The organism is Sulfitobacter sp. HNIBRBA3233, assembly GCF_040149665.1.
Lineage (GTDB): Bacteria > Pseudomonadota > Alphaproteobacteria > Rhodobacterales > Rhodobacteraceae > Sulfitobacter > Sulfitobacter marinivivus.
This window is the reverse complement of sequence record NZ_JBEFLP010000001.1, coordinates 1,073,163-1,097,464: the sequence shown is the minus strand read 5'-3', so window position 1 is coordinate 1,097,464 and position 24,302 is coordinate 1,073,163. Positions and strand designations below refer to the sequence as shown.

At 64.8% G+C, this 24,302-nt stretch carries 23 protein-coding genes and 1 tRNA gene; 7 read left to right on the top strand and 17 right to left on the bottom strand.

Annotated features, from left to right (window positions below; translation table 11 throughout):
- Window positions 1–22: 22 nt before the first annotated feature.
- From ABMC89_RS05255 to gltX, 4 genes are all read right to left on the bottom strand, one after another.
- Entirely contained in the window at window positions 23–319 is a 297-nt protein-coding gene (locus ABMC89_RS05255) for a hypothetical protein (protein WP_349565913.1), read from the bottom strand.
- 68 nt (window positions 320–387) lie between these two features.
- Window positions 388–1,305: a calcium-binding protein gene (locus tag ABMC89_RS05250; RefSeq protein WP_349565911.1), complete on the bottom strand. Its 918-nt coding sequence runs from the start codon at window positions 1,303–1,305 to the stop codon at window positions 388–390.
- A 342-nt stretch (window positions 1,306–1,647) separates the two neighbouring features.
- Window positions 1,648–2,943, bottom strand: coding sequence for a citrate synthase (locus ABMC89_RS05245; protein WP_349565909.1), 1,296 nt, complete (start codon window positions 2,941–2,943; stop codon window positions 1,648–1,650).
- A gap of 120 nt (window positions 2,944–3,063) precedes the next feature.
- Window positions 3,064–4,467 carry a glutamate--tRNA ligase gene (gene gltX, locus ABMC89_RS05240; protein ID WP_349565907.1) on the bottom strand — a complete coding sequence of 468 codons (1,404 nt, stop codon included), beginning with the start codon at window positions 4,465–4,467 and terminating at the stop codon, window positions 3,064–3,066.
- Between the two features lie 139 nt (window positions 4,468–4,606).
- Between gltX and ABMC89_RS05235 the strand changes: the two genes are divergently transcribed.
- Window positions 4,607–6,691 (top strand): ComEC/Rec2 family competence protein, encoded by a 2,085-nt coding sequence (locus ABMC89_RS05235; protein WP_349565905.1) that lies wholly within the window; start codon window positions 4,607–4,609, stop codon window positions 6,689–6,691.
- Here ABMC89_RS05235 and lexA read toward each other — a convergent pair.
- The 7 genes from lexA to ABMC89_RS05200 form a co-directional block, all read right to left on the bottom strand.
- Entirely contained in the window at window positions 6,685–7,377 is a 693-nt protein-coding gene (gene lexA / locus ABMC89_RS05230) for a transcriptional repressor LexA (protein WP_349565903.1), read from the bottom strand. The genes ABMC89_RS05235 and lexA overlap by 7 nt on opposite strands.
- 67 nt (window positions 7,378–7,444) lie before the next feature.
- Window positions 7,445–8,617: a molybdopterin molybdotransferase MoeA gene (locus ABMC89_RS05225; protein WP_349565901.1), complete on the bottom strand. Its 1,173-nt coding sequence runs from the start codon at window positions 8,615–8,617 to the stop codon at window positions 7,445–7,447.
- Complete coding sequence (moaC, locus tag ABMC89_RS05220; RefSeq protein WP_349565899.1) at window positions 8,614–9,087, bottom strand: cyclic pyranopterin monophosphate synthase MoaC; 474 nt, start codon at window positions 9,085–9,087, stop codon at window positions 8,614–8,616. Before moaC ends, ABMC89_RS05225 begins: the two co-directional genes overlap by 4 nt.
- Window positions 9,087–9,899, bottom strand: coding sequence for an indole-3-glycerol phosphate synthase TrpC (trpC, locus tag ABMC89_RS05215; protein WP_349565897.1), 813 nt, complete (start codon window positions 9,897–9,899; stop codon window positions 9,087–9,089). The genes moaC and trpC overlap by 1 nt, the downstream gene beginning before the upstream one ends.
- Window positions 9,896–10,558 (bottom strand): uracil-DNA glycosylase, encoded by a 663-nt coding sequence (locus tag ABMC89_RS05210; RefSeq protein WP_349565895.1) that lies wholly within the window; start codon window positions 10,556–10,558, stop codon window positions 9,896–9,898. Before ABMC89_RS05210 ends, trpC begins: the two co-directional genes overlap by 4 nt.
- Window positions 10,551–11,567, bottom strand: coding sequence for an anthranilate phosphoribosyltransferase (gene trpD / locus ABMC89_RS05205; protein ID WP_349565893.1), 1,017 nt, complete (start codon window positions 11,565–11,567; stop codon window positions 10,551–10,553). The genes ABMC89_RS05210 and trpD overlap by 8 nt, the downstream gene beginning before the upstream one ends.
- Window positions 11,564–12,145 (bottom strand): anthranilate synthase component II, encoded by a 582-nt coding sequence (locus ABMC89_RS05200; RefSeq protein WP_349568521.1) that lies wholly within the window; start codon window positions 12,143–12,145, stop codon window positions 11,564–11,566. Before ABMC89_RS05200 ends, trpD begins: the two co-directional genes overlap by 4 nt.
- Before the next feature lie 184 nt (window positions 12,146–12,329).
- Between ABMC89_RS05200 and ABMC89_RS05195 the strand changes: the two genes are divergently transcribed.
- Window positions 12,330–13,973 (top strand): divergent polysaccharide deacetylase family protein, encoded by a 1,644-nt coding sequence (locus ABMC89_RS05195; protein WP_349565891.1) that lies wholly within the window; start codon window positions 12,330–12,332, stop codon window positions 13,971–13,973.
- A gap of 126 nt (window positions 13,974–14,099) precedes the next feature.
- Window positions 14,100–14,999 carry an MBL fold metallo-hydrolase gene (locus ABMC89_RS05190; protein ID WP_349565889.1) on the top strand — a complete coding sequence of 300 codons (900 nt, stop codon included), beginning with the start codon at window positions 14,100–14,102 and terminating at the stop codon, window positions 14,997–14,999.
- On the opposite strand, the gene trpE is transcribed toward ABMC89_RS05190, so the two are convergent.
- The 6 genes from trpE to fabI form a co-directional block, all read right to left on the bottom strand.
- A complete protein-coding gene (gene trpE / locus ABMC89_RS05185) occupies window positions 14,996–16,510 on the bottom strand; it encodes an anthranilate synthase component I (protein WP_349565887.1) in 1,515 nt (504 codons plus the stop codon). The two genes, ABMC89_RS05190 and trpE, sit on opposite strands and share 4 nt — an antisense overlap.
- Window position 16,511: 1 nt before the next feature.
- Entirely contained in the window at window positions 16,512–18,353 is a 1,842-nt protein-coding gene (locus ABMC89_RS05180; protein WP_349565885.1) for a peptidyl-prolyl cis-trans isomerase, read from the bottom strand.
- Between the two features lie 66 nt (window positions 18,354–18,419).
- On the bottom strand, window positions 18,420–19,604 hold the full coding sequence (locus tag ABMC89_RS05175; protein WP_349565883.1) for an aminotransferase: 1,185 nt from the start codon (window positions 19,602–19,604) through the stop codon (window positions 18,420–18,422).
- Between the two features lie 70 nt (window positions 19,605–19,674).
- On the bottom strand, window positions 19,675–20,196 hold the full coding sequence (gene gpt, locus ABMC89_RS05170) for a xanthine phosphoribosyltransferase (protein ID WP_349565881.1): 522 nt from the start codon (window positions 20,194–20,196) through the stop codon (window positions 19,675–19,677).
- 7 nt (window positions 20,197–20,203) lie between these two features.
- Window positions 20,204–20,806, bottom strand: a complete 603-nt coding sequence (locus tag ABMC89_RS05165; protein ID WP_349565879.1) for a LysE family translocator — start codon at window positions 20,804–20,806, stop codon at window positions 20,204–20,206.
- Window positions 20,807–20,867: 61 nt separating this feature from the next.
- Window positions 20,868–21,671, bottom strand: coding sequence for an enoyl-ACP reductase FabI (gene fabI, locus ABMC89_RS05160; RefSeq protein ID WP_349565877.1), 804 nt, complete (start codon window positions 21,669–21,671; stop codon window positions 20,868–20,870).
- 198 nt (window positions 21,672–21,869) lie between these two features.
- Here fabI and pdxH point away from each other — a divergent pair, with 198 nt between their 5' ends.
- The 4 genes from pdxH (at window position 21,870) to ABMC89_RS05140 (ending at window position 23,725) form a co-directional block, all read left to right on the top strand.
- The gene (gene pdxH, locus ABMC89_RS05155; RefSeq protein WP_349565874.1) at window positions 21,870–22,475 is read left to right on the top strand and encodes a pyridoxamine 5'-phosphate oxidase; all 606 of its coding nucleotides are present in this window, start codon (window positions 21,870–21,872) and stop codon (window positions 22,473–22,475) included.
- A 93-nt stretch (window positions 22,476–22,568) separates the two neighbouring features.
- On the top strand, window positions 22,569–23,108 hold the full coding sequence (locus ABMC89_RS05150) for a cold-shock protein (RefSeq protein WP_439655655.1): 540 nt from the start codon (window positions 22,569–22,571) through the stop codon (window positions 23,106–23,108).
- On the top strand, window positions 23,069–23,572 hold the full coding sequence (locus ABMC89_RS05145) for a DUF192 domain-containing protein (protein ID WP_349565870.1): 504 nt from the start codon (window positions 23,069–23,071) through the stop codon (window positions 23,570–23,572). Before ABMC89_RS05150 ends, ABMC89_RS05145 begins: the two co-directional genes overlap by 40 nt.
- 76 nt (window positions 23,573–23,648) lie before the next feature.
- Window positions 23,649–23,725: transfer RNA gene (locus ABMC89_RS05140), tRNA-Pro, on the top strand.
- Window positions 23,726–24,302: the final 577 nt, after the last annotated feature.

The window sequence follows — 24,302 nt, the reverse complement described above, 5'->3', positions numbered from 1 at the left end:
TCAGGATAAGGGGCGGTGCGGTTCAGCCGCGCCGCTCTACCAGAAGGACATCGGCGACATTGGGCGCCTTGCCGGTGGTGTCCGCGATAACGGCCACCGCGATGCCATCTGCCAGAACCGTATGCACGGTTCCCGAAATCTGCTTGATCGTTATTTCCGGTGGCGTGTCGCCCTGATCGTAGACGACCGCGATGTGGTCATGCTCTTTGTTGCGGTCCGGGATCAATGCACCTTTCGGGCCTTTTTCACATTCCGAAGCGGTGGGCAGACCCTTGGCCTTGGACCATTCGTAGCATGATGGGGGGGTAGAGGATGCCATGGGGGTCTCCTGTGGTGGTCTGGAGGGGGAACTGCGGGTGGCAGAAACACGCCACCCGCGACAGGAATTTAGGCAGCCGCCGCAGCGTTCGGATCGAACATCGCCTCGACGGTATCTTCGGCAATCAGGGTGATATCGCTGGCCTGAAGGATGTCCGCGGCGTTGTTGACCGTCGCGAGCATCACGCCGTTCAGGCTGATGATCGCATTCGGACCGTCGGCTGTGACCGTGATATCGGCTTCGGCCTCGGTATTTTCCACGATGATGGTGATCGCATCGCTGCCGGGGCTGTAGTCGTTGATCTGCGAAGGCTCGCCGATGCGCTGTTCGGACATGATGTGGAAGGTGTCCGCACCGGCGTTGCCGGTGGCAACATCCAGATCGCCCAGGATGATGTCGTCGTCGCCATCGCCACCGCGCAGGGCGTTGCCAAGGCTGTCGGCACGCATGTCGATGCCGCCGTTGACTTCGGCAAGGGATGCGCCGTCGCGGACTTCGGCCATTTCTTCAAGGCTCAGCGGGATGCCCTGCAGGATGCCGCCAAAGATCAGGTCATCGCCTTCGCCGCCGACCACGGTATCGGAGCCTCGACCGCCGATCACGGTGTCGTCGCCTTCGTCGCCGCGCACGGTATCAAAACCGTAATCGCCGGATACCCAGTCGTCGCCGCCCTGACCCTCGATGAGGTCGCTGCCCCGGTTGCCGGTCACGATATCTTCGCCATCGCCCGAGCACAGCATGTCGCGGCCATCTGCGCCTTCCAGCACGTCGTCGCCGTCGCGGCCAAAGATCGTGTCGTCACCCGCAAGGCCCGACAGAAGATCGTCACCACCTTCACCGTCGATGAAGTCATCTCCGGTTTCGCCGGCAATCGTGTCGTTGCCTTCCGTGCCGTTTTCGGTGATCGAATTTTCGTCGTCATCGGTGTCGCTGTCGAACACGAAACCGATCAGGGCGAGCGGCAGTAACCCAAGTAACATCAACATGGCAGTATCCCCTAATGCATGATTGAGGTCAGTTAGGGCCTGTTTTGGCAACCGGTCAAGCGTACGTTAACTATTGTGGCTGAGGCTGAAACAATGCCCCAATTTCGCCTTCTTTGCGCAGAATATCGCCTTGTTTGCCCGAGGGCGCGGTGCACAATCGCGTCGCCGCGAGGGGATTGGCGACAGCTGTGATCACGGAGCCTGCGTTGATTCGCTCGCGCCCGGATCGCATCGCTCGACGGTCCATTCGTGCGGGCGTGCTCCGGTGTTTGACCCACCTGAGCGCAAAGAAAAACCCCGACAGCGACGCTGCCGGGGTCAGGAACATCCCCTGAGGGGCACTTATCTGTTTTCGATATCCACGTAGGACCGCTGGCCTTCGCCGAGATACAGCTGGCGCGGGCGCCCGATTTTCAGTTGGGGATCTGTAAGCTGCTCTTTCCACTGCGAAATCCAGCCGACAGTGCGCGCCAGCGCGAAGATCGGTGTGAACATCGATGTCGGGAAACCCATCGCTTCGAGGATGATGCCGGAATAGAAATCTACGTTCGGGAACAGCTTCTTGTCCGCGAAATACGGATCTTCGAGAGCCTGTTTCTCCAGTTCCTTGGCGACCTGAAGGATCGGATTGTTTTCCACGCCCAGCAGTTCCAGAACCTCGTCCGCCGACTGCTTCATCACGGTCGCGCGGGGGTCGAAGTTCTTGTAGACGCGGTGGCCGAAACCCATCAGGCGGAATGGGTCGTTCTTGTCCTTCGCGCGGGCGATGAATTCGGGGATGCGGTCGGGTGTGCCGATCTCCTTGAGCATCTCCAGGCACGCCTGGTTCGCACCACCGTGGGCGGGACCCCAGAGGCACGCGATGCCCGCCGCGATGCAGGCGAAGGGGTTCGCCCCCGACGAAGACGCCAGTCGCACGGTCGAGGTCGACGCGTTCTGTTCGTGATCCGCATGCAGGGTAAAGATACGGTCCATCGCGCGGCTGAGGATCGGATCGACGACATATTCCTCTGCCGGCACGGCAAAGCACATGCGCAGGAAGTTCGACGCATAATCCAGATCGTTGCGCGGATAGATGAACGGCTGACCGATGGTGTATTTATAGGCCATCGCGGCGATGGTCGGCATCTTGGCGATCAGGCGGATCGACGCGACCTCGCGCTGCCATTCGTCGTTGATGTCGGTGCTGTCGTGATAGAAGGCGGACATTGCACCCACGACACCCACCATGACGGCCATCGGGTGCGCGTCGCGGCGGAAGCCGCGGAAGAAGTTCATCATCTGCTCGTGCAGCATGGTGTGGTTTGTGACGCGGTCCTCGAAATCCTCCAGCTGCGCGGGGGAGGGCAGCTCCCCGTAGAGCAGCAGGTAGCAGACTTCGAGGTAATGCGAGTTTTCGGCCAGCTCCCCGATGGGATAGCCGCGGTGGGTCAGGATGCCCTCGTCACCGTCGATGAAGGTGATCGTGCTGTCGCAGGACGCGGTCGAGGTAAAGCCCGGATCGTAGGTGAACACGCCGGCCTGCGCGTAGAGCTTGCGGATATCGACAACATCGGGGCCGGACGTTGGTGTGAACATCGGTAGATCGACGGTCTTGTCCCCGATTGTCAGCTTTGCGGATTTTGTACTCTCTACCATGCGTGGTCCCTTCTAGGTTGGTCTTGGGCGGCTCATGCGCCTGTCGGACTGTCTCGCGGCGCATGCCGGGAGGGTCCGTTCTTCATTATCTTTGCGATCCTTTATGACAGGCAAGCACTGTCAACCGGATGCGGCATCCTGGAGGCGGGCGAGGGTTTCGTCCTGTCCCAGCACCAGCATCATATCAAAAACCGAAGGGGTCACGGCGCGGCCTGCGAGTGCGGCGCGCAGCGGTCCGGCAAGCTTGCCGAACTTCACGTCTCGCGCCTCTGCAAAAGCGTTCAAAACCCCTTCGAGCGTTTCGCGTTCCCAGCTAACACCTTGCAGCTGCGGCGTCAATTCTCCCAGCATACCACGGGATACCGGATCGAGGTGCTTTGCCGATTTCTCATCCGGCTCGATCGGGCGGGATGTCAGAACAAAGTGCCCCTTTTCAAGCAGTTCCGGCAGTGTCTTGGCCCTTTCCTTCAGGCAGTACATCGCACGTTCAAGACCGCTGGATTGTTCGGCACTCAGCGGCGGAAGTCCGGCCGCTGCGAGGTAGTCTTCGGTCTCTTGCCGCAATGCGGCATCATCGGCGATGGCGATATGCTGCCCGCAGATGTTTTCCAGCTTCTTGAGGTCGAACTGCGCGGGGCTGCGGCGGATCCCGTCGATATCGAACCATTCACGCGCCTGCGCGTCGGTAAAGAATTCGTCGTCGCCGTGGCTCCATCCCAAGCGGGCGAGGTAGTTGCGCATCCCCGCAGCCGGATAGCCCATCTTCTGGTACTCTTCGGCCCCCAGAGCGCCGTGGCGCTTGCTCAGCTTCTTGCCGTCCGGGCCGTGGATCAGCGGGATGTGCGACCACACCGGCACATCCCAGCCCATGCCGTGATAGATCATCATCTGCCGCGCCGCGTTGTTGAGGTGATCGTCCCCGCGGATCACATGGGTCACGCCCATGTCGTGATCGTCGACCACCACCGCCAGCATATAGACGGGCGACCCGTCAGAGCGCAGCAGGATCATGTCGTCCAGCTGTGCATTGTCGATGGTCACATCGCCCTGCACGGCATCACGGATCACGGTTTCGCCGCCGTCGGGGGCCTTGATCCTGATGACATAGGGCGCATCGGGATGCGTGGAGGGATCCGCATCTCTCCAAGGCGAGCGATAGAGCGTGCTGCGTCCGGCCGCGCGGGCCTCTTCGCGGAAGCTTTCGATCTCTTCCTGGGTTGCGAAGCATTTGAAGGCGGCGCCCTTTTCCAGCAGCTGGTGAGCCACCTCAACATGCCGCGGCGCCTGATCGTGCTGGCTTACCACGTCGCCGTCATGGTCCAGACCCAGCCAGTCGAGCCCCTGCAGGATCGCCTCTGTCGCTTCGGGGGTGTAGCGTACGCGGTCCGTATCCTCGATGCGCAACAGAAATTTGCCGCCGCGCCCGCGTGCGTAGAGCCAGTTGAACAGCGCCGTGCGCGCGCCGCCGATGTGCAGGAATCCCGTCGGGGAAGGGGCGAAGCGGGTCACGATATCAGAGCACATAAGCAGTCCTTTCGGAGTGGGGCGGGCATTGCGGTCTTAACACTTAGGTCACGTTTACCGTTTGGTAACCACGGGACCGCTAGGCTGGGGCCGCGCGTATTTGCGTCTGTCTATCCAGCGCGGCCAACGGGGGCAAGCTATGCGGGACGCAGGGCTACTGCTGACCATGATGCGCGCCCAGCGGGGCGCCCTGTTTGGCTGGGTGCCGATCCTGCTTGCCGTGGGCATCGGCCTTTATTTCATCCTGCCGTCCGATCCGTCCCGGCTGTCGCTGGTTTACGGCGCGCTTGCGGTCCTTGCTCTGTGCGTGCCTGCGCGACGGCTGCCAGAAGGGATCAGGCCCTTTGCAACGGCGCTCCTGCTGGTCGCGGCTGGGATGCTTCTGGCGGGGGCGCGCAGCTATCTTGTTGCGGCGCCGACGCTTGAGTTTCGCTATTATGGTGCGGTGGAGGGGCGGATCATCGCCATCGACCGCAGCCAGTCCGATGCGCTGCGGCTGACGCTGGACGAGGTGCGGCTGGACCGCGTGCCACCCGCGCGCACGCCGCTGCGGGTGCGGCTGTCGTTGCACGGGGACCGCAGCGCCGATATCACGCCGCTTCCCGGCCTGCGCGTGATGGTCACGGCGCATCTGGCGCCGCCTTCGGGCCCGGTCGAACCGGGCGGTTTCGATTTCCAGCGGCACGCGTGGTTTGTCAGGCTCGGGGCGGTGGGGTATGCCCGGACACCGCTGATGGGGGTGGCCGACAGCACAGGTGGTCTGCACGTCGCGCGCCTGCGCAAGGCGGCATCGGCTCGGTTCACTGCGGTCCTGCCCGGTGACATCGGCGGTTTCGCCGCTGCGGTCACCACCGGTGACCGTGCGGGGATGAGCGCAGAGGCGCTGGATGCGCTGCGCGCCAGCAACCTCGCCCATTTGCTGGCGATCTCGGGGCTTCATATGGGGCTGATGTCCGGGGTGGTCTTTGCGGCGCTCAGGCTGGTTATGGCCTTGGTGCCCGCCATCGCGCTGCGCTGGCCCACGCGCAGTATCGCCGCCGCAGGCGCATTGGCGGTGGCAGCAGGCTATCTTGCGCTGTCGGGGGGGAACGTCGCGACACAGCGCGCATTCGTGATGGTCGCCGTCGCACTCTGTGCGCTGATGGTCGGGCGCCGTGCAATCAGCCTGCGCGCCGTGGCCGTTGCGGCAGTGATCGTGCTGGTGCTGCGTCCCGAAGCGTTGCTCAGCCCCGGTTTCCAGATGTCCTTTGCGGCCACGACCGCGCTGGTGGCTGTCTTCGGCGTGATCCGCGACAGGCAGTGGCCGTTGGGGCCCGCGTGGGCGCGCCCGGCGGTGGCGGTGTTCATATCGTCCGCCGTGGCGGGACTGGCGACAGCCCCGATCGCCGCGGCGCATTTCAACGCCATCGCGCAATACGGGCTGATCGCGAACCTTCTGTCGGTTCCCCTGATGGGCGCGGTGGTGATCCCCGCAGCCCTAGTTGCCGCCGTTCTGGCGCCATTCGGGCTTGAGGCGCTCGGCCTGTGGGCCATGGGCCTGGGTGTGCGGTGGATCCTGTGGGTGGCCGAAACGGTCGCGTCCTTGCCCGATGCGCGCACATTCGTGCCGGGGCCGGGGCCGTGGGTGCTGCCGCTTCTAGCGCTCGGGGCGCTGTTTTTCCTGCTCTGGCAGGGGCGTTTGCGGTGGGCCGGGCTGGTCGCGGTCGCCGCGTCCTTCGTGCTCTGGGTGGGCGAGGACCGGCCCGATCTGCTGATCGCGTCGGACGGGGGGCTGGTGGGTGTCATGACCGCCGAGGGCCGCGCGCTCAGCAAGGAGCGTGGCGCGGGGTTCGTTGCCCAGAACTGGTTGGAGAATGACGGGGATGGCGCGGCCCAGCCCGACGCGGCAGGGCGTTGGGGCGGGGACGGGACCGCTTCGGTCGTCCATCTGCGCGGCAAGCGCGCGGCGCAGGGGTTCAGCGGGTGCACGAAAGGCCAGATTGTCGTCAGCACACAGAGGCTGGACCCGACAAACCTGCCCTGCACCGTTCACGACATCGCCGATCTGCGCAGTAGCGGTGCGCTGTCATACCGCCGCACCCCACAGGGCTGGGTCCTGCACCGGACCGCGAGGTCCGTGTCGGGCGAAAGGCTCTGGACGCATTGGCCGGAACAGGGGCGCAGGCAATCCCGCGCCGGACCTTACCAGACGGCCCGCGCGGGATCGGTGCAGCAGTCTCAGTAGGTGCGGATCAGGCCCACCAGACGGCCCTGTACCTTCACCTTGTCGGCAGACAGCTCGCGCGGGCCGTAGGCAGGGTTTGCCGCCTCCAGCACGACCGTGCTGCCGCGCCGCTTGAACCGCTTCAGCGTGGCCTCCTGATCCTCGACCAGTGCCACGACGATATCGCCATCGTCTGCGACGGCGGTTTCGCGGATCACCACGACGTCGCCGTTGTTGATCCCCGCTTCGATCATCGAGTCACCCCTGACCTCGAGCGCGTAATGCGACCCGGCCCCGGAGAGCATCGACGAGGGCACCGTGACGCCACGGCTGCGCTGGCTGATCGCCTCGATCGGGACACCGGCGGCGATCTGGCCCATGACGGGCAGCTCCTCCGCCTCGAGCGTTGTGACCGGCTCGGCGGCGGGTGGCGGTGGCGTGTCCGGCAGGTCGCCGTCGATCACCCGTGGGGTAAAGCCGCTGCCGCCCATGCTGTCGGGCAGCTTCACCACTTCGATGGCGCGCGCCCGGTGGGCCAGCCTGCGGATGAAACCGCGTTCTTCCAATGCTGTGATGAGACGGTGAATGCCGGATTTGGACCGCAGATCCAGCGCGTCTTTCATTTCATCGAAACTGGGCGGCACCCCGTCGCGTTGGACGCGCTTGTGAATGAACGCCAGAAGATCGAGTTGTTTCTTGGTCAGCACTGAACGGTCCTCATCCCTGTTATCCCTTTTTGTTCTAGGGACGTTCCTGTTTTGTGTCAACAGGCTGTCAGATCGCGACGACCTCTATCATGTCGCCGGCAGCCGCGGGCGAGGCATCGGGGGGCCGGATCGCCAGCACATCCGCACCGGCCAGCACGCTCAGCAACGCGCTGTCCTGGCTTTGGGCCGGGATCACGCGGCCGTCCACGATGCGGGCGCGCATGTAGTGCTCGCGGCCAGAGCCTTGCGGCATATCCACGCCCAGCGGCATCGCGCTGCGGGGGGCAGGGCGCGCGCCAAGGCCCAGCATCGCGCGGATCATCGGTGCGACGAAGATCGTCCCGCAGACCAGCGCCGAGACAGGGTTGCCGGGCAGTCCGACCATCGCCGACTTGCCCAGACGCCCCGCCATCAGCGGCTTTCCGGGCCGCATGGCGACCTTGTAGAACGACTGCTCCATCCCGAGGTCGGCGGCGACAGGGCCGACGAGATCGTGATCGCCCACCGACGCGCCCCCGATGGTCAGGATCAGGTCCGCCCCTGCGGCCAGCTCGAACCCGCGCCGAAGCGACTCTTGCGTGTCGCGCGCAATCGGGATCATGCGGGCGGTGGCACCCAATGCCTCGACCTGCGCGGCCAGCCCGTAGCTGTTGGAGGCGATGATCTGGTCGGGGCCCGGTGCCTCGCCGGGCTGCACCAATTCGTCTCCGGTGGCCATGATCGCGACGACGGGCTTGCGGTAAACGGGCACCTTCGCGATGTTCATCGCGGCCAGCAGGGCGATGTCCGCCGCGCGCAGGATGCGAGGCGCGTCAAAGGCGGTTCCGGCCGAGAAATCCGCGGCGGCAGGGCGGATATTGTCCTTGTCACCGATCCGGTGGCCGAGGGTGATAAGATTTCCGCGCCGTGTGACGTCCTCCTGGATCACCACGAAATCCGCGCCTTCGGGAACCGGTGCACCGGTGAAGATGCGCACGGCCTGACCGGCCTTGACGGTGCCGTCGAAACGGTGTCCGGCGGCGGCCTCGCCCACCACCTTGAACATCGCGTCCGGCTCGACTTCGGCGCGGCGCAGGGCATAGCCGTCCATGGAGGAGGCGGCGAAAGGGGGCTGCGTGCGCTGCGCGGTGACGGTGCGCGCCAGAACCCGACCGGCGCTGCGTCTGAGGGGGACCGTCTCGGTCTCCATCACCCTCGTGAGGGCAAAGAGCGCCTCGAGCGCCTCCTCGACAGAGATCATCGGGCCTCGAACCGGCCCGATTTGCCGCCGTCCTTGAGGGTGACGCGCAGGCCGCCGATTTCCATCGTCTTGTCCACGGCTTTCGACATGTCATAGACCGTGAGCGCGGCGACGGAGGCGGCGGTCAGCGCTTCCATCTCGACGCCGGTCTGGCCGGTGGTCTTGACCGTGGCAGTGATGCGGATGCCGGGCAGGTCCGCGTCCGGTTCCAGATCGACGCTGACGTTCGTGATCGGGAGCGGATGGCACAGCGGGATCAGATCGGATGTGCGCTTGGCCGCCATGATGCCCGCCAGACGCGCGACACCAAGCACATCCCCTTTTTTGGCGCGGCCTTCGGTAATGATATCAAAGGTTTCGCGCTGCATCTTGATGTGGTTTTCGGCCGTCGCCACACGGGCGGTGACCGCCTTGTCCGACACATCGACCATATGGGCGTTTCCGTCCCCGTCAAAATGCGTCAGCGCCATCACATGCCTCCTGCGGTCAGCGGATCGGCGATCAGGTCGCGGGTGGCAAGCGCCACGTCATCGGCGCGCATCAGGGTTTCCCCGATCAGGAAACACCGCGCCCCGAAGCGGGCCATATCGGCCAGATCCTCGGGTGTGCGCAAGCCGCTCTCGCAGACGATCATCCGGTCGCCCGGAATGTGCTTCGCGAGGGCGCGGGTCGTATCAAGAGTGGTCTCGAAGGTATTGAGATTTCGGTTATTTACCCCGATGAGGCGCGATTCAAGTTTGAGCGCGCGTTCGAGTTCATCGCTGTTGTGGGTCTCGATCAGCGTGTCCATACCGTAGTCCGCTGCGGCGGCCTCAAGCTCGGCTGCCTGCGCGTCCGAGACGGATGCCATGATGATCAGGATGCAATCCGCGCCCAGACTGCGGGCCTCGGCCACCTGATAGGGATCGTACATGAAATCCTTGCGCAAGACCGGCAGGTCGCAGGCCGCGCGGGCCGCGACCAGAAATTCCTTTGCGCCCTGAAAACTGGGCGTGTCGGTCAGGACCGAAAGGCAGGTGGCACCACCCTCCGCATAGGCGGCGGCGAGGGACGCGGGATCGAAATCGGCACGGATAAGCCCCTTGGACGGGCTGGCCTTCTTGATTTCGGCGATCAGGCCGTAGCCTTCGATGGACGCATTGAAAAGCGCGTCGGCAAACGGGCGTACCGGATCGGCATTCCGCGCCGCGCTGTCGATATCCTCGAACGAGGTCGCGGCCTTGTCGGCAGCGATTTCATCCAGCTTGTACGCCTTGATTTTTTCTAGGATGGTTTGGGTCATTTCACCTCCGGATCGCCCCAGTTTATGGCGCTGTGGCCCCGCGACTGCAACCATGCATTCACACGGCTGAACGGGCGCGCCCCGAAGAACCCGCGATATGCCGAAAGCGGCGACGGGTGTGCGGTTTCGAGCTTCAGGTTCCGCTCGGGATCGACCGTGTTTGCCGCCTTCTGGGCGGGGCCGCCCCAGAGCAGATAGGCCCGTGGACTGTCCGCCAGACGCGCCAGCACCTGTGCGGTCAGCGCGTCCCAGCCGATGCGGGCGTGGCCCTTTGCGGCGCCTTCCGGCACGGTCAGCGCGGTGTTGAGCAGCAAGACACCCTGATCGGCCCAGTCGTCAAGTTGCGTGCGGGTGCGCGTGATGCCCAGATCGCTGTGCAACTCTTTGAATATGTTTCCCAGACTGTCCAGTTTACCGCGAAAATCACCGCGGATCGAAAAGGCAAGACCGTCGGCCTTGCCGGGGGTGTGGTAGGGATCCTGCCCGAGGATGACGACACGCACCTCGTCGGGCTGAACCCGCTCAAGCGCGTTGAAAACCTGCGGGGCGGGCGGCAGGACCGCGCGTGTGTCGGCAGCGAGTGCTGCCTCGATCGCGGGCAGGTCGCGCGCAAAGAAGGGCAGCTCTGTCCAGCGGCCCAGACGGCTTTGGTCAAGCATTCTGGGTGATGCGGGCCACGGCGGTGATCTTGGCGCGGGCGGCGCCGGAATCGATGCTTTCGCGGGCCATCTCAACGCCCGCTGGCAGGTCGTCGCAGGCCCCCGCGATCATGATCGCCGCCGCACTGTTGAGCAGCACCGCGTCGCGGTAGGCGGACGGCTCGCCATCCAAGAGCGCGTTGAAGGCGCGCGCGTTGTCGGCGGGTGTTCCGCCCTCGATCGCCTCGAAGGGATGCACGGGCAGGCCTGCATCGTCCGGATGCACTTCGGTATCGGTGATCGCACCGTCGCTCAACGCTGCCACCCAGGAGACGCCGGTAATCGTCAGCTCGTCCGTGCCGTCCGACCCGTGGACCAGCCACGCGGCCTCGGACCCGAGCGCCTTCAGCGTCTCGGCCATGGGGCGGATCAGGTCGCGCCGGTAGGCACCCGTCAGCTGCCGCTTGACGCCTGCGGGGTTGGTCAGGGGCCCGAGAATGTTGAAGATCGTGCGCGTCCCCAGTTCAGACCGCGTAGGCATCACATGGGCGATCGCAGGGTGGTGCATCGGCGCCATCATGAACCCGATACCGGTTTCCTTCAGCGCTTCCTCGACCACCTTGGCACCGACCATGGTTTTCAGGCCCATCTGGGTCAGCGCATCCGCTGCACCGGATTTCGAACTGAGGTTGCGGTTGCCGTGCTTGGCCACGATGACACCGGCCCCCGCCACGACAAAGGCCGTCGCGGTCGAGATATTCAGCGTACCCTTGCCGTCGCCCCCGGTGCCCACGATGTCGATGGCGCCCGCGGGGGCGTTCACCTTGTGGCACTTGGCGCGCATCACGGCGGCGGCGGCGGCGTATTCGTCCACCGTTTCGCCCCGCGTGCGCAGAGCCATCAGAAAGCCGCCGATCTGGCTTGGCGTTGCTTCGCCGTCGAACAGGATCTGGAAGGCTTCCTCGGCCTGCTGGCGGGTCAGCGGCCCGTCAGCGGCGGCATCGATCAGGGGTTTGAGGCGCTCGCTCATGCCGGCTCCTTCACCGTATCGAGGAAATTTTGCAGCAGCTTGTGGCCGTGTTCGGACCGGATGGATTCGGGATGGAACTGCACCCCGTGCAGCGGCAACTCGCGGTGTTGCAGCCCCATGATCGTCCCGTCCTCCAGCCCTGCCGTGATTTCGAGGCAGTCGGGCAGGCTCTCGCGCTCGACGATCAGCGAATGGTAGCGGGTGGCGGCAAAGGGGTTGGGAAGACCCGCGAAGACACCCTTTCCGTGGTGGTGCATCTGCCCCAGCTTGCCGTGGACGATGTCGGCGGCGCGCACGACCTTGCCGCCGAAAGCCTCGCCCAGCGTCTGGTGGCCGAGGCACACGCCCAACAGCGGTATGCGGTTTTCCGCCGCCGCCTGCGTCAGTGGAACGCAGATGCCCGCACGGGCGGGATCGCAGGGACCGGGGGACAACAGGATCGCGCTCGGGCGCTTTGCAAGCACGTCCTCGACGCTCAGCGCGTCGTTGCGGTGCACCTCCATTTCGGCACCAAGCTGGCCCAGATAATGGACCAGATTATAGGTGAAACTGTCATAATTGTCGATCAGCAGCAGCATTCGGAGCATTCTTCGCTTTAGGACTGGAGACACCGCGTCCGGACGCGGTATAGTACGGGGCACAGATGGTCAGGCTTCGCCCATGGGGTCAAGAGCCGGGCCGGTCTGAAGGGGCATAAACCGACGCAACAAGCGCGGACAGCCGCGTATCGAAGGCAAAGAGCGGGACCACGAGGAGCAGACCATGGCGCGAGGCGTGTTGAGCGGTATCGGATTGGGCGCGGTATTCAGCGTCGGAGCGGCAGTTGCGATCTCCGTTCTGGTTCCGGTCCAGCCGGCGCGCGCGCCCGAGACCGCGCTTGTCGATGGTGTCGCCCCCGCGCCGGAGCCGTTGCCCGCACCGTCCGTCACCGTCGTGCCGCAAGGCGGCAGCGTGGCGACCTCGACGCAGCCGCAGGTAACCCTGCGCGCCCCTGCCGAGGAGGTCGCGCCAGAAGCGCCCGCCGCAGCTGCGCAGCCGCCCGCCGTAACTTCCGAGCCGCCCCGGACCGAGAGCGCGCAGGCACCGGCCCCCGCGCCGGTCACCGTCCCGCCAGCGGATGAAACCGTGTCCCGCGCCACCGAGGCGCCCGCGCGCCCGACAGATACGACAGTCGCGGATGCAACACCCGATATTCCGGATCGTCCCTCGCTGCCGGAAACCGGTCCGGTGGCCGATCTTGGGGATGCGGCGCCAGTGCCGCCGACCGTGGCCCCGGTTGCCGAAGAGGACGAGCCCGTATTGCCGAACCCGCAGGCGCTGGCCCCGATGATCCCCGATGACACCGCCGACCCAGGCGTCGACACCACGGCGGCGGCCCCGCTGCCTACGGTTGTGCCGGAAGACGGGGAGAGCTTTGTCGTGGTGGAGCCTGCGCCAGCGGCGCCTGATCCGGCGCCCGCCGCTGTGCCAGACACCGGCACCACCGGAACGGATGAACCGGCCCAGACCGAAAGCGATGAGGCATTGCCGGCGGACAGACGGACCGCACAGTCCGATCGCCCGCGCGTTCTGGCCGTGCCGGGCACACAGGGTGTGGCGCAAACCGCCAACTCGCGGCCGCGCATCGGGACACCGGCAAACACATTGATCAATCCCGCCCCGCAAACCACCGACATCGAAACCATCGACATGACCGAATCCGCGGACGAGGGCGCGGAGCTTCCGCCGATCCGGCGGTTCGCCGCACCCTTCGAGAATCCGCAGGACAAACCGTTGATGAGCATTGTCCTGATTGACGAGGGTGTGGACCTTGCCGGTGGTGAAATCGGGCTTCCGGCACTGTCGAGCTTTCCCTATCCCGTCAGCTTCGCGGTTGCGGCCAATCTGCCCGATGCGGCAGAGCGGATGGCGCGCTACCGTGCGGAAGGCTTCGAGGTGCTTGCCATGGTCGATTTGCCCACCGGCGCGCGGCCTGCGGACGCCGAGGTATCGCTGGGCGTCGCCCTTGGCGGTCTGACAGAAGTCGTCGGCGTTCTGGACGGGACCGGCGAGGGGCTGCAAGCCAGCCGCGAAACCGCCGATCAGGTGACGCAGATCCTCAAGAGCGAGGGTCTGGGACTGGTCGCGCAGAGCAAGGGGCTCGACAGCATGCCAAAGCTCGCGGTCAAGGAGGGCGTTCCGGCCGCACCCGTGTTCCGCGATTTCGACAGCAACGGTCAGGACGCGCGGGTGATCCGGCGGTTCCTCGATCAGGCCGCGTTCAAGGCGGGGCAGGAGGGCGCGGTCATCATGCTGGGCCGTTTGCGCCCCGAGACCGTAAAGGCGCTGCTGGTCTGGGGCCTTGCGGACCGCGCAAGCAGCGTGGCGCTCGCACCGGTATCGGCGGTTCTGCTCGACCAGTTGTAAACCGGCTGCGGGGCCTCTTGGGGTTTCGGGCCGGCCCGCACTGTGGTGTACACCCGCGAAACGGGGTGGGAACTGATGCCAAGCGTCTGCATTATAGTGCCAAGATGAAATATGTAAGGAAACACCATGTTCCTCTCGCGCACGAGCCCTTCTGCGGGGGCCGGTTCCGCTGAAATCACGGGCTTTTACGACGCACCGACCGGCAGCATCCAGTACCTTGCCGTCGATCCACAGACGCGCAAGGGCGCGCTGATCGACACGGTGCTGAGCTTTCATCCGCAATCGGCCTCGACCGACAGCACCAGTGCCGAAGCGATCCTGCGTTTCGCCGAAAGCGAAGGGGTCGAGATTGAATGGATCCTCGACACCCACCCCCATGCGGATCACCTTATGGCGTCATCCTTCCTGCGCGAGAGGCTTGGCGTGCCCAATGCCATCGGCGCGCGGGTGCGTGACATCGCCGAGCTGTGGCGCGACCTTTACAACCTGCCGGACAGTTTCGACCCCGACCGCGATTTCGATCGCCTGTTCGAGGACGGGGACAGGTTTCGCATAGGATCTCTGGACGTGCGGGTGATGCTGTCGCCGGGGCACACACTGGGGTCGATCACCTATGTGGTGGGCAAGGATGCGGCATTCGTGCACGATACCTTCATGCAGCCGGATGCGGGCACATCGCGCGCGGACTTCCCCGGCGGATCGGCCAGCGATCTGTGGCAATCGCTCCAGTCGATCCTCGCGCTGCCGGAGCATACGCGGCTGTTCATCGGCCACGATTACGGCACCGAATACCGCAAGATGCCGCAGTGGGACTCCACGGTCGCCGAGCAGCGGCGCCACAACATCCATCTGGGCGGAGGCACCGATCGCGACAGCTATATCGCGCTGCGCGAGAGCCGCGATGCGACGCTGACCCTGCCGGACCGTATGCTGGAAGTGTTGCAGATTAACCTTCGCGCGGGCCGTCTTCCCGACGCCGAAGGCGACGGGAACCGCTATCTCAAGATACCGCTGAACCGCTTCTAGCGGTTACTGCCGCCCCCGCCGAAGCGTGCTGCGTCTTCGGCGGCGCGGCGTATCGCGCCGGATTTATGGACGGTTTCCATATACTCGGCTTCGGGGTCGCTGTCGTATACGACGCCGCCACCGGCCTGAATATAAAGCGTTTCGTCCTTGATTACGGCGGTCCGCAGGGCGATGCACATATCCATGTCGCCGCCCGCGCTGAAATAGCCGACACCGCCACCGTAGATACCGCGCTTTTCGGGTTCCAGCTCGTCGATGATCTGCATGGCGCGGACTTTCGGCGCGCCCGAAACGGTGCCTGCGGGCATCCCCGCAAAGAAGGCATCGAGCGCGTCCTTGTCCTCGGCCAACTCGCCCACAACGTTCGACACGATATGCATCACGTGGCTGTAGCGCTCGACGATGAATTCCTCGGTCGGGCGCACAGTGCCGATCTTGGCGACACGGCCCACATCGTTGCGGCCCAGATCGAACAGCATAAGGTGCTCGGCCAGTTCCTTTTCGTCCGCCATCAGGTCGGCTTCGAGCGCGCGATCCTCTTCCGGCGTGGCGCCCCGGGGGCGGGTGCCCGCAATGGGCCGGATGGTGATTTCCTGCCCGAAGACCCGGACGAGGATTTCGGGGCTCGCGCCCACGATGTGGAAGCCGCCGAAGTTGAAATAGAACATGAACGGCGAGGGATTCGTGCGGCGAAGCGACCGGTAGAGCGCGAAGGGCGGCTGGCGGAATTCCTGCGCCCACCGCTGGCTTGGCACCACCTGAAAGATATCGCCCGCCTTGATGTAGTCGCGGGCTTTCTCGACGGCGGCCTTGTATCCGTCGCGGGTGAAGTTGCTCACCGGTTCGGGGGCGGGCGCCGCATCGCCCAGATCGCGGGTGGCACTGGCCGGCGCGCGTTCGAGATCACGCACCGCATCCATGACGCGCTCGGCCGCCTGCGCGTAGGCGGCGCGCGCGCTCTGGCCTTCGGTCACCCATGCGGGGGACACGACGGTCACTTCGCCCTTCACCCCGTCCAGCACGGCAATCACCGACGGGCGCAGCATCATCGCATCCGGAAGGCCCAGCGGATCGGGGTTGACGTCCGGCAGGCGTTCTACCAGCCGGATCATGTCGTAGCCGAGATAGCCGAACAGACCCGCCGCCGCCTGCGGCAGACCCTCGGGCAACTCGATGCGGCTTTCGTCGATCAGCGCGCGCAGCGAGTCGAGCGGATTGCCCTGCATCGGCGTGAACGCATCGGGATCGTAGCGGGCGGCGCGGTTGACCTCGGAGGTTTCGCCACGGCAGCGCCAGATCAGGTCTGGCTTCATCCCGATGATCGAATAGCGCCCGCGCACCTCTCCGCCGGTGACGGATTCGAGCATGAAGGCGTTTTCGGCCGCACCCCCCAGCTTGAGCATCAGCGACACCGGCGTGTCGAGATCGGCGGCGAGGCGGGTAAAGACCACCTGATGCCGACCGGCGGCATAGGCGGCTTCGAAGGCGGGGAAGTCGGGTGTCAGCGCCATGTTACTGGAAATTCACATGCACGGCGTTGATCGCACGCTGGTCGATGGCCTGTCCCGCGCGGTTGAGAACATCCTGCGCGTAGACACTGAACAGGGCGCGCGACAGCGCCTCGTTCTGCTGTTCGCGCAGCTGGTCGGCCAGCGCCTGTGCCTGCGCGTTCTCGGAGGCGGGATTGACGGCATCGAGGCGCACCAGCGCCACGGATTGTGCACCCGGAAGAACGCGGGTCTCATCCAGATCCATTTCGAAGACCTCGTTCATGAAGCCGGTCGGCGTGCCGGTGATAAAGGCGCTGCGGTCCTGGTCGGTCACGGTCTGCGGGTTCAGCCCCTGTTCGGCCAGCGATGTGCCGTTCGCCAGCGCCGCTGCGATTTCTTCGGCGCGGGCGGTCAGGCGGGTGACGATGCGCTCGTTGCGCCATGCCTGCGTGACCTCCTCGCGCACTTCCTCGAAAGTGGCGGGGCGCTCGGGCAGGGATTCGTCGAGACGCATCGCGAAGACGCTGCCATCCGCAAGCTGGCGGATCTGCGGGAAATCGCCCTCGGCGAGGTCACGGGCCGCCGCGCGGAAACCTTCGTAGGCGGCAATGTCGTCGCTGGTCTCTTCGGTCCAGTCGATTTGTCGGACCGTCATCTCGGTATTCTCGCCCAGCTGTTCGAGGGTCGCGCCCCCCGCAAGGCGGTCGTCGAAGTCCTCGGCCATCGCCTCGACCACGCGGATCGCGCGGTCGGTGGCAAGGGCGTCGCGCAATTCCGGCTCTGCTTCCTCGAAGGTGATTTCCTGCGCGGGCAGCACGGCGTTCACACGAAACAGCGCGGGGCCGAGCGGTGTGGGCGCGGGGCCGACCACGCTGCCCGCCTCGGCGCTGAAGACCGCGTCGGCGGCGGCACCCAGATCACTGCGGGCTACATCGCCCAGATCGATGTCCTGCAACGACAGGCCGCGCTCCTCGACCAGCGCCTCGAAGGTGCTGCCGTTGACTTCCAGCGCTGCCGCGGCGCGGTCGGCGGCCTCCTGATTGGCAAAGACCAGACGCTCGACCAGCCGCCGCTCGGGCTGGTTGTACTGGGCTTCGCGGGCCGCGTATTCGGCACGCAGTTCTTCTTCCGGCAACTCGACGGTGTCGATGATGTCGGCGGGCGAGAGCATGGCATAGGTGATCCGCTTTGTGGCGGGCAGGGTGAAATCACCGGTGTTGGCGTCGAAATAGGCGCGCAAGGCCTCTGTCTCGGGGTCCTCGACAGGCTCTTCCAGCATGGTCTCGTCCAGACGGACCCAAGTGAAATCACGGGTCTCTCCGACGTAGGCCACAAGGGTTTCGGCGTAGGCGGCGGGCATCTCCACGCCGCTTGTCACCGCGCCCTGAAGGATCTGGCGGGCGGCTTCGTTGCGCAGGTCGGTTTCGAATTCGGCCTCGCCAAGGCCCACGCGGTTGAGCGTGTCGGCATAGGCATCGCGATCGAAGGTGCCGTCCAGCCCCTGAAAGGCGGGGATCGACACGATGCGTTCGCGCAGCGCCGCATCCCCGATGGACAGGCCGATCTGGTCCGCCTCGTGGTCGAGCGCGCGGTCGCGCATCAGCCGCACCAGTACCGCGCGGTCGAGGCCCAGTTGCTGGGCCTGCTGGAATGTCATCGCCTCACCGGTCTGCTGGCCGATGGCGCGCAATTCCTGCTGCAACTCGCGCGCGTAAGTATCCACGGCAATCGACTTGTCCCCGACGGTGCCGATGGTGCGGATGTTGCCGCTCAGGTTGACGGCGCCAAAGCCGCCCAGACCGAGGAACAAAAGCCCCATCAGAATCCACATCGCGGTTTTCGAAATGCTCGATCGCTTGGCCATGTCACGCGCCCTTTTCGTGCTGTTTGCGACTGTCTATGCGACCGCCCCGCAAGGGGCAAGGGCGGCCTAGCGGCGGGGCAGATCCAGCTTGGCGAGCCGCGCGAACATCTCGCCGATGCCGGTGGCGTCGAGATTGGCGAAGGCGATGCGCAGCTCGGTTTCGCCGGCGGCCGCACCGTCGGGATGGAACATGGTTCCCGGCAGGCACAGAATGCCCGCCTCGCGCACCAGCAGGGGCGCCAGATCGGCGCTGGAGAGCGCGAAGGGATGCCGCAGGTAGGCGAAATACCCGCCAAGACCCAGCAGCGTCCAGCCGTCGGCGGCGAAGGGGGGGAAGTGTTCGGCGATGGCGGCACGGCGCAAGAGGATCTCCTCGCGTTCGCCCGCGAGCCACTGGTCGAGGTTGCGCATGCCCCAGAGGGCTGCGTGCTGCCCGAGCTGGCTGGGGCAGATGGCGACTGTATCGAGGAACTTTTCTACTTCGGCCAGCCGCGCGGCGGAGGTGATCAGCGCGCCCACGCGGTGACCGGTCAGCCGGTAGGCTTTCGAGAAGGAATAGAGATGGATCAGCGTGTCGTCCCAATCCGCGCGGGTGAAGAGCGCGTGTGGCGCGCCGCTTTGAAGGTGGAAATCGCGGTATGTCTCGTCGACGATCAGCGCGATGCCACGGCTCTGCGCGAGGTCGAAGAAGGCCTCCATCAGGGGAGCGGGGTATTCCTGTCCTGTGGGGTTGTTGGGTGTGACCAGTGCGATGGCGCGGGTGCGGTCGCTGATCAGCGCGGCGCAGGCCTCCACGTTGGGCAGCATGCTGTCGTCGCAGGCCAGCGGCACGGCCTGCACACCCGCCATATCGAGCCACATCTTGTGATTGAAATACCAAGGTGTGGGCAGGATCACCTCGTCTCCCTCGGCGCAGAGCGATGCAATGGCCGCCGCGAAGGCCTGGTTGCAGCCCGAGGTGATCGCGACCTGATCGGGCGCGACCGCGCCGCCGTAGATCGCCGTGGTGCGCTGTGCGAGGGTCTGGCGCAAGGCGGGCAGACCCAGCACCGGCCCGTAGAGATGGATGTCGTCGTCTTCCAGTACCGCCGCCGACATCGCCGCGCGCATCTGCGGGTGGGGCGGATCGACGGGGGCGGCCTGGCTGACGTTGATCAGCGGGCGGTCGGCGCGGAAGGTCACACCGTCGAGCCAGCGGCGTGCCTCCATCACCGGCGGTGCGAAGGTGGTTGCGGTGCGGGGTGTGGTCATGTTGGGCGATCCGGATGCACAGAGGGCAGGATTGAGTTTAAAGGCAAAATGGAGAGAGGGCGGTGTGCCATCAGTCCTTGCCGCGGTAGGGTTCGACGTATTGCAGGGCCATATCCCAGGGGAAGAAAATCCATGTGTCCTGGCTGACTTCGGTGATGAAGGTTTCGACTTGCGGGCGGCCCTTGGGCTTGGCGTAGACGGTGGCGAAATGGGCTTTGGGGTATAGGCTGCGCACCAGTTCCAGCGTCTTGCCGCTGTCGACGAGATCGTCGACGACCAGAATACCGGTGCCGTCGCCCATCAGCGCCTCGTCGGGCGCCTTGAGCACCTGGGCCGCGGACTGGTCCTGATGGTCGTAGGATTTCACGGAAATCGTGTCCACGGTGCGGATATCGAGCTCGCGGGCGACAATCATCGCGGGGGCCATGCCGCCACGGGTGATGGCCACCACCGCGCGCCAGCCGCCGTCATCGGGCCCCTGTCCATCCAGACGCCACGCGAGCGCGCGGCTGTCACGGTGGATCTGGTCCCAGCTGATGTGGAACCCTTTCTCGTGCGGCAGGCGGGAGGGATCTTTGACTTTGTCGGACATCGGGACGTTACCTTTGAAGCAGAAGTTTGAGGCCGAGCGCCCCCAGCAGCAGGGCCGAGAGCCGGTCGAGCAGCGGCTTGACCGCAAGATAGCGACTGCGCGCGGCGGGGGCATTCAGCAGCACGGCGCAACCGGTATAGAAGAGGATTTCGAGGGTCAGGTGATTGAGCGTGATAAACGCGATCTCGCCCGCGGTCAGGTCGGGCGGGAAAACCACGACCAGCACGGCGGCCGCGAAGAGAACCGACTTGGGATTGCCCAGATTGACCAGAAAGCCGTCCACGAAGGCGCGGCGGGTCGGCCTGCCGGTGGCGGAAGGCAGCGACGCCGCCCCGCGCCAGGTCTTGTAGGCCAGCCAGATCAGATACAGCGCGCCGCCCGTCTTGAGCAGGGCGAAGGCCCAGGGAAACAGGGCAAAGATCGCGTCCATTCCCAGAAGCGCGGCCAGCGTCCAGAGGCTTGCCATCGTCCCGAGGCCGAGGCCGGTTGCGATCCCCGCGCGGCGCCCGTAGGAGACCGACGCCCGCACCGCCGTCAGAAAGGCCGCGCCGGGGCTGAGGATCGACACGATCAGCACCGCGTTGAAGGCCAGCAGGTGGGAAATCGTCATGGTCTGGCCCGCTTTGGCAACGCCGCGACCGGTGCGTGGCCCGCCGGGCAGCGGCGGGGCATCATTTCTCGATGTCCGGGGCGTCCACCGCCTTCATCCCGACAACGTGGTAGCCCGCGTCGACATGCAGATTCTCGCCCGTCGTGCCCGAGCCGAGATCGCTGAGCAGGTAGAGCGCGGATTTGCCGACCTCGTCGATGGTCACGTTGCGGCGCAGGGGCGAGTTATATTCGTTCCACTTCATGATGTAGCGGAAATCACCGATGCCCGAGGCGGCGAGCGTCTTTATCGGGCCGGCGGAAATCGCGTTCACGCGGATGCCCTTCTTGCCCAGATCTTCGGCGAGATACTGTACCGATGCCTCGAGGGCGGCCTTGGCCACGCCCATGACATTATAGTGCGGCATCACCTTCTCCGCGCCGTAGTAGGTGAGCGTCAGGCAGGAGCCGCCTTCGGTCATCATCTTTTCCGCCCGCTGCACGACGGCGGTGAAGGAATAGACCGAGATGTCCATCGACATCGCGAAATTGGCGCGGCTGGTATCGACGTAACGGCCACGCAATTCGCTTTTGTCGGAAAAGCCGATGGCGTGGACGATGAAATCCAGCGAGTCCCAATGTTCCTTGAGCCCGTCGAAAAGCCCGTCGATCGAGGCTTCGTCGCTGACGTCGCAGGGCAGGACGATGTCCGAGCCGAGCTGTTTCGCCAGAGGATCGACCCGTTTCTTCAGCGCATCGCCCTGGTAGGAAAAGGCCAGATCGGCACCGGCCTCGGCCAGCTGGCGCGCGATGCCCCAGGCGATGGACTTGTCGTTGGCCAATCCCATGATGAGCCCCCGCTTGCCGGTCATAAGGTTGTTGGACATGGGACGCGCCTTTCGCAGAACAGTGTTACGACAGGTCTATGCCAAAGGCCGCAGGGCATCAAGACAGGGGCCGCTGTCCGGGCGCCGCTTGCCACACGCCTTGCGTGTATCAGGGCCCTAAAATATTGCAGTGTTGCTCTGCCTTGGAATTTTCCATAGGAATCAGGAAGTAGCGTACTGACAGGTGGCGGGGAACCAATGGCAGACCGGGACGGAATTTTCGCAGGGGAGGACCCTTTCGCGCTGGTGCGTGACTGGCTGTCCGAGGCCGATCCACAAGAGCTGAACGATCCGAACGCCATGGCGCTGGCCACTGTCGACGAGACGGGAATGCCCAATGCGCGCGTCGTCCTGCTCAAGGGGATCGAGGACAACGCGTTTGTCTTTTATACCAACTATGAAAGCGCCAAGGCGCGGGAACTGGATTTCGCGGGCAAGGCTGCGTTCGTGATCCACTGGAAATCCCTGCGCCGCCAGGTGCGCGCGCGCGGGCTCATCACCCGCGAGGACGGCGCAAAGGCTGACGCCTATTTCGCCTCCCGGTCGCCCAAAAGCAGGCTGGGGGCATGGGCCTCGCGCCAGTCGCGCCCGCTGGAGAATCGCGAAGCGCTCGAAGCGGCGCTGGAGCAGGCGAAAGCCGAACACGGCGATAATCCGCCCCGGCCGCCCTACTGGGGAGGGTTCCGGCTGGAGCCTCTGGAGCTGGAATTCTGGGCGGACGGGGAGGCGCGGCTGCACAACCGTTTCCAGTGGCGGCGCAGTACGATCAATTCCGATTGGGAAATCACCAGGCTGAATCCGTAGTCGCGCCATCCACGCCGGCCCCGCCAATTTCGGCGCGTCCGTGTTTTTTGCTTTCGAACGCCTTTTTGATATACGGTATACACCATGGGACATATGGACGAACAGCAGGTCGGACCTTTCAGGGTCGTGGGGTCGGTCAAATGGTTTGATCCGGTCAAAGGCTTCGGATTCGTCGTCTCCGACGAAGGCGGGCCGGACATCCTGCTGCACGTCAATGTGCTGCGCAATTTCGGGCAAAGTTCGGTCGCGGACGGGTCGCGTGTGACGCTGATGGCGCACAAGACAGACCGCGGCGTGCAGGCGGCGGAGGTCGTGTCGATCACCCCGCCGGAAGGCACGCAATCGGCGCTGGCGGATATCATCGGCCTGAACGGCGAAGAGATCGCGAAGACGCCGCTTGAAGCGGCGCGTGTAAAGTGGTTCGACAAATCCAAGGGCTTCGGGTTTGCCAATGTTTTTGGCCGGAGCGAGGATGTCTTTGTACATATTGACGTGCTGCGGCAGTCCGGCCTGTCCGATCTGCAACCGGGCGAGGCGATCGCGATGCGCGTTATCGACGGTAAAAGAGGCCGGATGGCAGCGGAGGTGCAGGCATGGGAAACGGTAATCTCGGCAGACGCGCATTTGTCCTAGGGGTGCTGTCCGCGCCGCTTGTGGCGCGCGGCGCGCTGGCCCAGAGCTGTCCGACGGGGCGGGTTACGATCACCGGCAGCTTTGGCAAGGCCGCGTTCAACGTCGATATCGCAGATACCGAAAGCACGCGCGCGCAGGGGCTCATGCACGTCGAAAGCATGCCGCTGAGCCAGGGGATGTTGTTCGTTTACGACCGTCCGCAACAGATGAGCTTCTGGATGCGCAACACGCTGATTCCCCTCGATATGCTGTTTCTGGATGACGCGGGGGTGATCCGGCACATTCACCACCGCGCGCAGCCGCTGGACGAAAGCGTGATCTCTCCGGGACCGATGCTGTTGCGCGGTGTGCTTGAAATCAACGGCGGGCTTGCGCGGCGTCTGGGCATCGAAGAGGGCGACGTGCTGCGCCATCCGGCCTTTGTCAGCGAGCAAGAACCGTGGTCGTGCGACACGGCGGACTAGGCCGGTCGAAAAATCCCGCGCAGCCGCAGATTTCCGCTTTTCAATCCCGCGACGCTTCGCTAGAGAATGCGGCAGTCGGGGCGTGGCGCAGTCTGGTAGCGCACCTGTTTTGGGTACAGGGGGTCGTAGGTTCGAATCCTGCCGCCCCGACCATCCGGATCCTTGGATCCCGCTAAAAGGCCCCACCGTCACTGGTGGGGCCTTTTGCGTTCCGGGTGCGGTGGTCAACCCGATGCGATTCTATTCGCCGCGAGACACAAGATCTGGTGGTTCAGACCGGGATCGCGGCAATGCCGCGCAAGATCTGACGGGATGGGCCGCGACTGCGGCAGCGCTGCAACAAATTCCGCAAGCCGCCGCCGGGCCGGAGGGGCCGCGAAACGGCCGGGCGATTCTGAGGGCAACTCTGGGGATATCACGGGGGCAACTTTGCGCCCCGGCAAAAGCTGCTTTGTTAAACGGGCCTAATGCCTTTGTTTTTTGTCCCCGCGGCTGGGCGAGCGGGGCAGCGGCAAAAGATTAACCGCTGTGGATCAATCACAGCGCCAGTGGCGCGGGATTACGCAGGCGTCACGTCAACTGAAAATTTATGAATAATTTGCGAATAAATCCGTTGACCCACTATGTCCTGATACGCCAGTTTGTGATGGCTGATGGTGACGCCACAATATGTAGTGGTAAAACGCTCAATAGGCGGGCCATCTGACAGGGACAGGCGAACGATCACAAC